Raw genomic sequence first — 12,617 nt, forward strand, 5'->3', positions numbered from 1 at the left:
CGGGGTAAGCAGATTCTGAGCGGTCCCCACCCGCTACTGGGAGGTCGTGGCGGGCATCGGCGGCATCCCCATCAGGACCGGGATCTTGCGATCGCCGGACTCGTCGAACACCACGGTCGGGTCGGCCTCCTCCGGTGCGTTGACGAAGGACACGAAGCGCGAGAGCTTCTCGGGGTCGTCGAGCACGCCCGCCCACTCGTCCTGGTAGCCCTCGACGTGCTTGGCCATGGCGGCCTCGAGCTCCTCGGCGATGCCCAGGCTGTCCTCGCAGACCACGGCCTTGAGGTGATCGAGACCGCCCTCCATCGTCTCCACCCACGGCGCGGTGCGCTGCAACCGGTCGGCGGTGCGGACGTAGAACATCAGGTACCGGTCGATGTAGCGGATCAGCGTCTCGTCGTCGAGACCGCCTGCCAGCAGCTGCGCGTGCTTGGGCGACTGACCGCCGTTGCCGCCGACGTAGAGGTTCCAGCCGTTCTCGGTGGCGATGACGCCGACGTCCTTGCCGCGGGCCTCCGCGCATTCACGCGCGCACCCGGAGACACCGAACTTGATCTTGTGAGGGGAACGCAAACCGCGGTAACGGTTCTCGAGTCCGACGGCCATGCCAACGGAGTCCTGGACGCCGTACCGGCACCAGGTGGATCCGACACAGCTCTTCACCGTGCGCAGCGACTTGCCGTAGGCCTGACCGGACTCCATGCCCGCGTCGACCAGTCGCTTCCAGATCGCGGGCAGCTGCTCGACACGGGCGCCGAACAGATCGATGCGCTGGCCACCGGTGACCTTGGTGTAGAGACCGAAATCCCTTGCCACCTCACCGATCACGATCAGCTGCTCGGGCGTGCACTCGCCACCGGGCATCCGCGGCACCACCGAGTAGGTGCCGTTCTTCTGGATGTTGGCCAGGAAGTGGTCGTTGGTGTCCTGCAGCGAGGCCTGGTGCCGGTGCAGGATGTGATCCGAATCGGTCGAGGCCAGGATCGAGGCCACCACCGGCTTGCAGATGTCGCATCCGCTTCCGGTGCCGAACTTGGTGATCAGCGCGGAGAACGTCCGGGTTCCCGTCGCCATCACGATCTCGAACAGTTCCGCGCGCGACTGCTCGAAGTGCTCGCAGAGCGCCTTCGACATCACCACGCCGGACGAGGCCAGCAGTTGCTTGATCGTGGGCAGGCAACCGCCGCAGGTGGTTCCAGCGTTGGTGCAGCTCTTCACGGACGCGATGTCGCAGGCGCCCTCGGCGATCGCGCCGCAGATGGCGCCCTTCGTGACGCCGTTGCAGGAGCACACCTCGGCGTCGTCGGGCAGCGATCCGGCGCCGGGCTTCTCGCCCGCGGGCGAGATCAGCGACGCCGGGTCACCCGGGAGCTCGCGGCCGACCAGGGGCCGCAGCGACGCGTACGCCGACGCGTCGCCGACCAAGATGCCGCCGAGGAGGATCTTGGCATCGTCGGACACCACGAGCTTGGCGTAGGTGCCCTTGGCCGCGTCGCTGAGGACCACCTCGAGGGCACCGGACGTCTGCGCGTGCGCGTCACCGAAACTGGCGACGTCCACCCCCATCAGCTTGAGCTTGGTGGACAGGTCAGCGCCAGGGAACTCGGCCGCGCCGCCGAGCAGCCGATCGGCCACGATCTCGGCGGTGGTGTAGCCGGGCGCCACCAGGCCGTACGCGACGCCCTCGACGGCCGCGCACTCACCGACGGCGTAGACGGCCTCGTCGGACGTCCGGCAGCCGAGGTCGGTGAGGATGCCGCCGCGTTCGCCGACCTCGAGCCCGGCCGCGCGGGCCAGCTGATCCTGCGGCCGGATGCCCGCGGAGAACACCAGCAGCGCCGCCTCGATCACCGATCCGTCCGAGAGTTCGACGCTCACGCCGTCGGGACCCTCGGTGATGGCGGCGGTGCCGACTCCCGCGTGCACGGTCACGCCGAGGTCGGTGACCAGCCGCGCCAGCAGAGCTCCGCCGCCTTCGTCGACCTGCAGCGGCATCAGCCGCGGGGCGAACTCGACCACGTGCGGGGTCATGCCCATCAGGCGGAGCGCGTTGGCCGCCTCCAGGCCCAGCAGGCCGCCACCGACGACCACGCCGACCGCTCCCTTGCCCGCCTTGTCCGCGGTCGCGCGGATCCCGTCGAGGTCGTCGATGGTGCGGTACACGAAGCACTCGGGGCGGTCGTGTCCCGGGATCGGCGGCACGAACGGGTAGGAGCCGGTGGCCATGACGAGGGCGTCGTAGCCGAGGGTCTCGCCTGCACCGGTGGTGACGGTGCGCGCGGCGCGGTCGATCGCGACAGCCCGCTCCCCGGTCCGCAGGTCGACCAGCGCGTCGCCGGCGTAGTCGTTGCCCGCGAGCGCCAGTTCCTTTGCGTCCCAGGACCCGACGTATGAGGACAGGCCGACCCGGTCGTAGGCGGGCAGCGTCTCCTCACACAGGACGGTCACTCGCCACTGGGCGTCCTCGTCCCGCGCGCGCAGCGCCTCGACGAATCGATGGCCGACCATTCCGTGCCCGATCACCACTACCGACTTGTTGTTCATGCTGCGCCCTCTTCTTCGATCGATGGTGTTTCGTGTGCTGGTTGGTCTCTTGGTTCCGGATCCGAGTTACGTAGCCATTCGCAGATGCCCTGTACGACGGAGCTGCAGCCGCCGCAGCCGGTGGTCGCCCTTGTCTCGGTGGCCATGGCAGCCACGCTGCGCGAGCCCGCCTTCCACGCCGTGGTCAGCTGCGACTTGGTCACCGAGTTGCAGCGGCAGACCACCGCCGACCCCGGCATGGTCGCCGGGCTCGCCACCTCGACGCCCGCGCCCGATCCGCGGCCGATGAGCAGCGACATCCGATCCACCGGGACCGGCAGCTGCGCGTCGAAGAGCTGGGTCAGGGTGCCGACCACGTCGGGGTTTCCCAGCAGGACCGCGCCGACCACCCTGTCCTCGCGCACCACGACCTTTGCGTAGCGCCCCCGGGTCGGGTCGGCCAGGGTCAGCACCTCGCTGTGGCTGCAGTGCATCTCGGCGCTGATGTCGCCCATCGAGGCGAGGTCGATGTCGTGGGCCTTGAGGCGGGTCACGTTCGCGGTCCCGTGGTAGGTGGCGAATCGGTTCTCGCCCGCGAGCCGCTCGGCCACCACCGCGGCCTGCTCCCACCCCGGCTGCACCAGTCCGTAGACCTCGCCGCGGTGCTGGGCGCACTCCCCGATGGCCGAGACGCGCGGGGCGCTGGTGCGCAGCAGGTCGTCGACCACGATGGCCTGATCGATCGCGATGCCCGCGGACTCGGCCAGCGACACCTCCGGCCGGATCCCCGCGGACAGCACCAGCAGATCGGCGGGCAACTCGGTCCCGTCGTCGAGCACCACGGTCCGGTTCTCGGCGTCGCGGGCGACCGCCCTGCGACCGAGCACCATCCGCATGCCGAGCTCGGTGAGCACCCGGGTCAGCACCGCGCCGCCCGCCGGATCGAGCTGGCGCTCCATCGGAAAGTCCTTGGGGTGCACCACCGTGACGTCCATGCCGCGCATCAGCAGTCCGCGGGCCGCCTCCAGTCCGAGCAGGCCGCCGCCGAGCACGACGGCACTGGAACCGCCGGTGGCCGCGGCGATGATCTGGTCGCAGTCGCCGATCGTGCGGAACGCGGCAACGCCGTCGACCAGCGTGCCCGACTCGTCCACCGCGCCCGCGATCGGCGGGATGAACGAACGGCTACCGGTCGCCAGCACCAGCTCGTCGTAGCCGATCTCGTCGTGACCCGCCCCGGTGCCGTCTTCGCAGCGCACGGTCCGTGCGGCCGTGTCGATGGCGGTCACCCGGACCCCGGACCGGACGTCGATGCCCTGGCGCTCCCACCAGCCGTCCGGCTTGAGCCGGGTGTCGCGGCCGGTGATGCTGCCCGCCAACACGTTCGAGAGCAGGATGCGGTTGTACGCGGGATGCTCCTCGGCACCGATCACCACGATGTCGAGCCGCGCTCCGTCCGGGTCGCGTCGCCGCAATTCCTCTGCCAGTCGCGAGCCGGCCATGCCGTTGCCCACCACCACGATTCGGGTCCTGTTCATGCCACCTCCAACTTCACCGCACACACCTTGAACTCCGGCATCCGGCTCGTCGGGTCGAGAGCCGGGTTGGTCAACAGGTTCGCCCTGCCGGAACCGGCGAAGTGGAACGGCAGGAACACGGTGTCGAGCCGCATGCTGTCGTCGCAGCGCACGGTCGCCTCGGTCCGGCCCCGCCTGCTCACCACGGCGGCCTGCGCGCCCTCGACGAGTCCCATCCGGCGGGCGGTGTCGGGGTGCACCTGCACGAACATCCCGCCCGCGGCGCGGACCAGTTCGTCGATCCGACGGGTCTGCGACCCGGACTGGTAGTGCGCGAGGACCCGTCCCGTCGTGGCCACCAGCGGGAACTCGGCGTCCGTCCCCTCGCTCGGCCCACGGTGCTCGACCGCGACGAAACGCGCCCGGCCGCTCGGGGTCTCGAATCGATCAAGAAACAACCGCGGGGTCCCTGGGTGCTCGGGCTCGCCCGCGGGGGTGGCCGGGCACGGCCAGTGCAGCGCGGCGCCCTCGTCCAGCCGGGCGTAGCTGATCCCCGAGTAGTCCGCGACCCCACCCGCAGAGGCCAACCGGAGCTCCTCGAAGACTGCCTCGGGATCGGTTCCGAACCGACCCGCGGGCTGGCCGAGTCGGCGCGCGAGGCCGGCGAGCACCTCGAGCTCGGAACGCGGTCCCTCGGGGGCGGGCACGGCCGCCTTGCGGCGCAGCACCCTGCCCTCCAGGCTGGTCATCGTGCCCTCCTCCTCGGCCCACTGCAGGACCGGTAGCACGACGTCCGCCATGGCGGCGGTCTCCGAGAGCAGGAAGTCGTTGACGACCAACAGGTCCAGCGCGGACAGCCGGTCCACCACATGGCCCGCGCGGGGCGCGGACACCGCGAGGTTCGCCCCGTGCACCATCAGCGCGGTCGGCCCGCCGGGCGTGCCGATCGACTCGAGCAGCTCGTACGCGCTCTTCCCCGGGCCGGGCAGCTCGGCGGGGTCGATGCCCCACACCTGCGCGACGTGCACCCGCGCGGCGGGATCGGTGATCTTGCGGTAGCCGGGCAGCTGATCCGCCTTCTGCCCGTGCTCGCGACCGCCCTGCCCGTTGCCCTGCCCCGTGATGGCGCCGTAACCGCTACCCCGGCGGCCGGGCAGCCCGAGGGCAAGGGCCAGGTTGATCACGGCCGAGACGGTGTCGGTCCCGGTCGCGTGCTGCTCGGCCCCCCTGGCCGTCAGGATGTAGGCACCCGCGTCGGACTGCTGTGCGCGCCACAGGATCTCCACCGTGCGGCGCAGCGCGCTCACCGGCACCCCGGTGACCCGCTCGGTGCGCTCGGGCCACCACTGCGCGGCGGCCAGCCAGGCATCGTCGAATCCCTCGGTGCGGGCGCCGACGAAGTTGTGGTCGATCCGGCCGTCGAGCACGGCCAGGTGCAGCAGGCCGAGGGCCAACGGCAGGTCGGTGCCCGGGCTCAGCTGCAGGTGCACCCCGCCGCCGGCGAGCGCGCGTTCCACGGTGGCCGTGCGCCGGGGGTCCGCGACGATGAGCCCGCCCGCGTCCGCCGCGGTCGCGAGGTGACCGACGAACGGCGGCATGGTCTCGGCCACGTTGCCGCCGAGGATCAGGATCGCCCGCGCAGCCCCGAGATCGGCCACCGGGAAGGGCAGACCGCGGTCGAGCCCGAAGGCCTTGCCACCCGCCGCCGCCGCCGAGGACATGCAGAACCGTCCGTTGTAATCGATGTTCGAGGTGCGCAGCGCCACCCGGGCGAACTTGCCGAGCTGGTACGCCTTCTCGTTGGTGAGCCCGCCGCCGCCGAAGATGGCGACGGCGTCGCGCCCGCCCCTTGCCTGCGCCGCCGCGAACCCGTCGGCCACGATGTCGAGCGCGGTGTCCCAGCTCGCGGGGCGCAGTTCCCCGTCCCGGCGCACCAGCGGCGCGGTGAGCCGGTTCGGGTTCCGCAGCAGTTCCGCACTGGTCCAGCCCTTCTGGCACAGCCCGCCCCGGTTGGTGGGGAAGCTCCGGCCCGTGACCGTCGCGGTCAGGGCCTGATCCGCGGCCGAGGAGTCCCGCGCGATGTTCATCGCGCACTGGAGACCGCAGTACGGGCAGTGGGTTGGGGTGGAGACCAGGGACGGAACTGCGATGGTCATACCAGCACCGACTCCTCGGTCTCGGTGACGTCCCTGGCCGCCGGACGGCGCAGGAACACCACATAGGTGACGACGATGCAGGCCAGGTAGAAGCCGAAGAAGACCCAGAACGCCATGGTCGCGGACTTCGCCGGGCTCAGGTACGAAGCCCGGAGCACCAGGTTGATGCCGACGCCGCCGAGCCCGCCGATCGCGCCTGCGAAGCCGATCAGGGCGCCGGACATGCTGCGCGACCAGGAGGCCTTCTCGTCCTTGCTGAGCTCGTCCAGGCCCTGTGCCTTGGCTTCGAAGATCGACGGGATGATCTTGTACACCGAGCCGTTGCCGAGGCCGGACAGCAGGAACAGCGCGATGAAGCCGAGGACCAGCACGGTCAGCGTGCCGGTGGTCGCCGGGCCCGCCGCCCGGTCGTCGAGGGTGCTCGCGCCGACCACGACCGCCGAGGCCAGCGCCATCGCCGAGAAGGTGTACAGGGTGATCTTGCCGCCGCCGACGCGGTCCGCGAGCTTGCCACCGATCGGGCGGGCGATCGAGCCGAGCAGCGGGCCGATGAAGGCGATCTGTGCGGCGTGCAGCGCGGCCTGGGCGGGGGTGTCGCCGCCGGCCAGGAAGTTGATCTGCATGACCTGACCGAAGGCGAAGCTGTAACCGATGAAGGAACCGAAGGTGCCGATGTACAGGAAGCTGATGACCCAGGAGTCACGGAACTTGAGCACCTTGCCCATCGCCCGCAGGTCGGCCTTCTGGTTGCCGAGGTTGTCCATGTACAGGGCCGCGCCGATCGCGGCGATGCCGACGAAGACCAGGTAGATCGAGCAGACGATCCAGGGCTCGGTGTTACCGACGGTCGCGATCACGAGCAGGCCGATGAGCTGGATCAGCGGCACGCCGATGTTGCCGCCGCCTGCGTTCAGGCCGAGGGCCCAGCCCTTCAGGCGCTGCGGGTAGAAGGCGTTGATGTTCGTCATCGAGGAGGCGAAGTTGCCGCCACCGACACCTGCGAGGGCAGCCACCAGCAGGAACGTCGTGTAGGACGCGCCGGGGTTCAGCATCAGCACCAGGGTCAGCACCAGCGGGATGAACAGGACCAGTGCGCTGAACACGGTCCAGTTGCGCCCGCCGAACCGCGCGGTGGCGACGGTGTAGGGGATGCGGAGGACGGCGCCGACCAGGGTCGGGACCGCCACGAGGAAGAACTTGCCCGCCGGGTCGATGCCGTAGACATCGGTCGGCATGAACAGGATCATCACCGACCAGATGGACCACACCGAGAAGCCGACATGCTCCGCGATGACCGACCAGACGAGGTTGCGCTTGGCGATGTCCTTGCCGCCGGCCTCCCAGGCGTCGACGTCCTCGGCATCCCATTCCGCGATGTAGTGCTTGCGATTCGAGGACTTGTCCTCGAGCGCGCCGGCTGCTGCCGTGGCTTCGTCCGAACGTGTGGTCACCGGGCCTCCTCTATGCGTGGGAGACCTAAAGGTACGAGTCGGATGTTGCCGAGGTGCTGCCGGTAATGACTCGGGAATGAACTTGCGCTCACTGGCGCGTTAACCCGACGGTGAGGATGTTTCCGCAGGTAAACGGGGTGTTACGGCGTGTGACGGCAGGTCACAGTCGGGTCAAGACGTGACCGGTGTCACAGCCAGCTGTCCTCGAGGAACCTCGGCTTGCACGCCACGTAGCCCGCGACCAGGATGACCGCGACCGCACCGAGCAACAGGGCGAACGGCCACGTCCAGCCGCCGGTCAGGTCGTGCAGGATGCCGAACAGCAGGGGCCCGATGCAGGCCACCGCGTACCCGAGACCCTGGGTGAAGCCGGACAGCGCGGCCGAGCCTGCCGCGGTCCTCGTGCGCAGGTTGATCAGCGTCAGCGACATGGGGAAGGTGCTCGGGCCGAGGCCGACCAGCAGGATCCACAGCACAGGCGCGGCCATGGGCGCGAACAGCAGGCCGGCGAATCCGGCCAGGTAGAACACCGCACAGGCGACCACGACGGGGTATGGGTTGGCGATCCGTGCACACAGGGTCGGCGCCCCGATGGCCGCGATGAACCCGACCGCGGAGAACAGCGCGACCATCGCGCCGCCGAAGGCCGCGCTCGCACCCGCCTCGGTCAGGATCTTCGGCACCCAGGTGAACATCGAGTACGTGATCAGCGAGGTCATGCCGAACATCCCGGCCATCCCCCAGGCAACAGGCGACCGCCACGCCCGACCGCGCTCGCCGTGCTCCGCATGCGGTTCCGCGGAGGTGTCGACGCGGTCTCGGCCGCGCCTGCTGATCACGATGCCGACCCACGGCAGCGCCGCCGCGAAGGCCAGCAAGGACCACAGCCCGAGCGAGACACGCCATCCGTAGGCGTCCGCGACCGGCACCGCGACGAGCGCAGGCAGGAAGGTGCCGACCTGCACACAGGTGATGTAGATCGTGCTCATCATCGCGACCCGGTCCGAGAAATAGCGCTTGACCAGCGGCGGAATCACCACGTTGCCGATCCCCATGCCGCCGAGCGCCAACGCGGAGAGGGCGAGAAGGGCCGCGGTGTCGGACACCATCGAGCGGGTCGCGATGCCGATACCCGTCATCAGCATCGCCCCGAGCGCCACCCGCTCGAGACCGAAGGCCAGGGCCAGCCGCGGCGTGAGCAGCCCGAAGACGGCGAACATCGCGGTGGGCAGCATCCCGAAGACACCGACGATGGTGGAACCGAACCCGACGTCCCGGCTGATCTCGTCGAGCAGCGGAGTCAGGGAGGTGACGGCGGTGCGGAGCGTGAGGGCGGAGAGCACGATCGCGACGAGCACCATCAGCCGGCCGGTGACGAGTGCGCGCCGGTCGATCGGGTGTCGATGCCGTTCGGTCGCTTGCACGGACACCGCACACCTCGTTCCCTCAGCGAATGATCGCAAAATCATAGGATGAATGGATGATCCGATGCAACTGAGTATGATGCGCACACGTCCTACTAGAGAGGGATCGCGTGCAACCCGTACGACGGACAAGCCTCATCGCGCAGGTCACCGACCAGCTCCGTGCCGAGATCGCGGCCGGCCGTTGGCCGACCGGCACGCGGATTCCGACCGAGCCGGAACTCGCCGAGCTGACAGGGACCGGGCGCAACACGGTCCGCGAGGCCGTCCAGGCCCTCGTGCACGCGGGCATGCTCGAACGACGTCAGGGTTCGGGCACCTACGTGATCACCACCAGCGACCTGGGCGGGACGCTCGGCAAGTACTTCGCGGCCGCGCACGAGCGGGACATCCTCGAGCTACGTCAGGCCCTCGACGTCACCGCGGCCGCCCTCGCCGCGCGGCGCCGCGACGACACCGACATCGCCACCCTGCGCGATCTGCTCGCGCGCAGGAACCTGCTCTGGTCGCCCGTCGAGGGTGCGGCCGACACGACAGCGGCCGTCGCCGCCGATCTGGCCCTGCATCGCGCGATCGTCGCGGCCAGCCACAACGAGGTGTACCTCGAGTTCTACGACTCGCTACTGCCCGCCATCGAGCAGACCGTCCTCCGCCACCCCGTCGCGGCCGAGAACTCCTACGAACCCGAGCACGACGAGCTCGTGCAGGCCGTCATCGACGGCGACAGCGAGCGAGCCGCGACCGCGGCACGGCGGTTCCTCACCGAACTACTGGCCCAGCGAACCTGAGCCGCTAAAGCATCAACCGGATCAGGTCCGCGGTGCGGACCAGGCCGGGCAGCGCCTCGGCCGTCGAGCGCGGATGCAGCGCGTGCACGGCCAGACGGAACATCAGGGCGCGCAACAGCATCTGCGGCCATTCCGGCAGATCCTCCCATCGGGCGATCAGCTCCGTGTCGGCTCCACCCCAGGACAGCGCATCCACCACGACGACCCCGGCCGCCCAGGCCACGGGCCGCCAGTACGGGGTGATGTCGGTGATGCCCGGCGCCTCCGAGCCGGAGAACAGGACGGTGCCGAAGAGGTCGCCGTGCACCAGCTGGTCGGGGCTGCGCACCGGTTTGCGCAGCGTCGCGAGTTGCCCGATCAGCTCGACGCTGGTCCGGCCGTCGTCGGTGACCGCCTCAAACTGGCCCTTGACCGCCCGGAGCGGAACCTGCTCCCACGCGGCCCGATCGGCCGCGACGAACACGTCGACGTCCGCCCATGGCGCCACCGGAGGCTGTACCAGGAACCGCGGCCGCTCGAGGGTCGCGGTCGCCGCGTGCAGCCGCATCGACAGCGAGACCACCTCGTCGTGCCGCGACTCAGGCGAACCGCCGATGAATGTGTCTGCCCGCCATCCCGATACGACATAGCGTCCGTCGGTTGCCCGGACGGGCCTCGCGATCCGCACCCCGTCCGCGGTCAGCGTCTCGCGCACCTTCGCCGACCATGCGGCGCGGGCGTGGTCGGCCACCGGTGAGAGAACGACATCACCGCAACGCCAACCGCCGTCCCAGTCGGCTCCGAGCGGAATCGGAACCGTCTCGCGCAGACCGAAGGTGGAGCGCACGTGCTCGGGAGGTTCGACAGAGCTCACGCCACCAACGCTACCGCCGTCGGGCCCGTCGCCGTCCCCTGACGCGCCGGGTCCGCCTCAGTACACCGGCAGCGACTTGTCCACCTGGTTGGCCCATGCGATCACGCCGCCCTGCAGATGGGTCGCGTCGGCGAAGCCCGCCTTCTTCAGTGCGACCAGCGCCTCGGCAGACCGGATACCTGTCTTGCAGTGCAACACGATCGGCCGGTCCTGGGGCAGCTCCGCGAGCGCCTCGCCGGACAGGATGCGGTCCTTCGGGATCAGCGTCGCTCCCGGCAGGTGGACGATGTCCCACTCCACGGGCTCGCGGACGTCGACGATCTCGATCTCCTTTCCAGCGGCCAGCATCGCGGCCAGCTCGGGCGCCGTGATCGTCGAGTCCGCGGCCGCCGCCACACCCTCGTCGGACACCACGCCGCAGAACGCGTCGTAGTCGATGAGTTCGGTGATCGGCTCTCTGGCCGGGTCACGGCGCAGCTTGATGGTGCGGTAGCTCATCTCGAGGGCGTCGTACACCATCAGCCTGCCGAGCAGCGACTCCCCGATTCCGGTGATGAGCTTGATCGCCTCGGTGGCCATGATCGACCCGATCGAGGCGCAGAGCACGCCGAGCACGCCGCCCTCGGCGCACGACGGCACCATCCCCGGCGGCGGCGCCTCCGGGTACAGATCCCGATAGTTCAGCCCGCGTCCGTCCGGGGCGTCCTCCCAGAACACCGACGCCTGCCCCTCGAACCGATAGATCGAGCCCCAGACATACGGCTTGCCCGCGAGCACCGCGGCATCGTTGACCAGGTAGCGGGTGGCGAAATTGTCGGTGCCGTCGAGGATCAGGTCGTACTGCGCGAACAGCTCCACCGCGTTGTCGGGCTCGAGCCGGAACTGGTGCAGCCGGACCGCCACGTTGGAGTTGATCTCGTGGATGGAGTCACGAGCGCTCTCGGCCTTTGGCCTGCCGACGTCGGCCTGCCCGTGGATGACCTGGCGCTGCAGGTTGGACTCGTCGACCTCGTCGAACTCGACGATGCCGATGGTCCCGACGCCCGCGGCGGCCAGGTAGAGCAGCGCAGGCGACCCGAGCCCGCCCGCACCGATCACCAGTACCCGGGCGTTCTTGATCCGCTTCTGCCCCACCATGCCGACGTCGGGGATGATCAGGTGCCTGCTGTAGCGCGCCACCTCGGCGCGACTCAGCTCGGCCGCGGGCTCGACCAGCGGCGGCAATGAGTTCTTGGACTTCAGATCAGACACGACGGCTCCTACGGTCTACGCGCTCACGCAGCTACAACGCTCCGCACGAGTCCATTCTTCCCCCGGTCGGATACGGTCGGTCGCCCTGGTACGCACGACGTTCGCGAGGAGTCCCGATGAGCACCGCCCCGACCCCGACCCCCGATCCGGTCTCCTACCGTGCCGAGGTGCCGGTCCGGTGGTCGGACATGGACGTCTTCCAGCACGTCAACCACGCCAGGATGGTGACCCTGCTCGAGGAGGCCCGGATCGACTGGCTGCGCAGCGTCGGGCCTGAGGCGTCCGAGCTGCTCGGGACCTCGGTGGTGGCGCACATCGATGTGCGGTATCGGTCCCCGCTCACCCATGCGGACAGCCCGCTGTCGGTCACGATGTGGATCGAGCGACTGCGCACCGTCGATGTGACCGTGCGCTACGAGGTACGCGCTGCCACGGCGCCCGCGGATTCCCGGCCCGCCGTCGAGGCCGTCACCCAGCTGGCCCTCGGCGATCCGCACACCCAGCGGCTGCGCCGCCTGACCGCGGACGAACGCGCGCTCCTCGCGACCTGGGTGCGGGGCTAGCTGTACTGCCCAGGCAGGTTGGTTGAGGGATTGCGACGACACGCTGTGACTGGTCGTTGAACAGCGAAGGTCTCCTGTCGTGAAGTGGAGC

At 69.8% G+C, this 12,617-nt stretch carries 9 protein-coding genes; 2 read left to right on the forward strand and 7 right to left on the reverse strand.

All coding sequences use genetic code 11. The features are described from left to right. Positions 1-33 precede the first annotated feature (33 nt). The 5 genes from nirB to ACWFRB_RS19410 form a co-directional block, all read right to left on the reverse strand. Entirely contained in the window at positions 34-2,544 is a 2,511-nt protein-coding gene (nirB, locus tag ACWFRB_RS19390) for a nitrite reductase large subunit NirB (RefSeq protein WP_452642891.1), read from the reverse strand. Beyond that, positions 2,541-4,061 (reverse strand): FAD-dependent oxidoreductase, encoded by a 1,521-nt coding sequence (locus ACWFRB_RS19395; RefSeq protein WP_452642893.1) that lies wholly within the window; start codon positions 4,059-4,061, stop codon positions 2,541-2,543. The genes nirB and ACWFRB_RS19395 overlap by 4 nt, the downstream gene beginning before the upstream one ends. After that, entirely contained in the window at positions 4,058-6,196 is a 2,139-nt protein-coding gene (locus ACWFRB_RS19400) for a molybdopterin oxidoreductase family protein (protein WP_452642895.1), read from the reverse strand. Before ACWFRB_RS19400 ends, ACWFRB_RS19395 begins: the two co-directional genes overlap by 4 nt. Beyond that, the gene (locus tag ACWFRB_RS19405; RefSeq protein WP_452642911.1) at positions 6,193-7,572 is read right to left on the reverse strand and encodes an MFS transporter; all 1,380 of its coding nucleotides are present in this window, start codon (positions 7,570-7,572) and stop codon (positions 6,193-6,195) included. Before ACWFRB_RS19405 ends, ACWFRB_RS19400 begins: the two co-directional genes overlap by 4 nt. 263 nt (positions 7,573-7,835) lie before the next feature. After that, a complete protein-coding gene (locus ACWFRB_RS19410) occupies positions 7,836-9,008 on the reverse strand; it encodes an MFS transporter (RefSeq protein ID WP_452642913.1) in 1,173 nt (390 codons plus the stop codon). Between the two features lie 173 nt (positions 9,009-9,181). Here ACWFRB_RS19410 and ACWFRB_RS19415 point away from each other — a divergent pair, with 173 nt between their 5' ends. Beyond that, complete coding sequence (locus tag ACWFRB_RS19415; protein WP_452642897.1) at positions 9,182-9,859, forward strand: FadR/GntR family transcriptional regulator; 678 nt, start codon at positions 9,182-9,184, stop codon at positions 9,857-9,859. A 4-nt stretch (positions 9,860-9,863) separates the two neighbouring features. Here ACWFRB_RS19415 and ACWFRB_RS19420 read toward each other — a convergent pair whose 3' ends face one another. Both ACWFRB_RS19420 and moeZ read right to left on the reverse strand, forming a co-directional pair. Continuing rightward, positions 9,864-10,712, reverse strand: coding sequence for a TIGR02569 family protein (locus ACWFRB_RS19420; protein WP_452642899.1), 849 nt, complete (start codon positions 10,710-10,712; stop codon positions 9,864-9,866). 57 nt (positions 10,713-10,769) lie between these two features. Next, a complete protein-coding gene (gene moeZ, locus ACWFRB_RS19425) occupies positions 10,770-11,954 on the reverse strand; it encodes an adenylyltransferase/sulfurtransferase MoeZ (protein WP_452642915.1) in 1,185 nt (394 codons plus the stop codon). A gap of 125 nt (positions 11,955-12,079) precedes the next feature. Here moeZ and ACWFRB_RS19430 point away from each other — a divergent pair, with 125 nt between their 5' ends. Further along, positions 12,080-12,526 carry an acyl-CoA thioesterase gene (locus tag ACWFRB_RS19430; RefSeq protein ID WP_452642901.1) on the forward strand — a complete coding sequence of 149 codons (447 nt, stop codon included), beginning with the start codon at positions 12,080-12,082 and terminating at the stop codon, positions 12,524-12,526. The last annotated feature ends 91 nt before the right edge of the window (positions 12,527-12,617 follow it).

The organism is Rhodococcus sp. NPDC055112 (genome assembly GCF_053607505.1).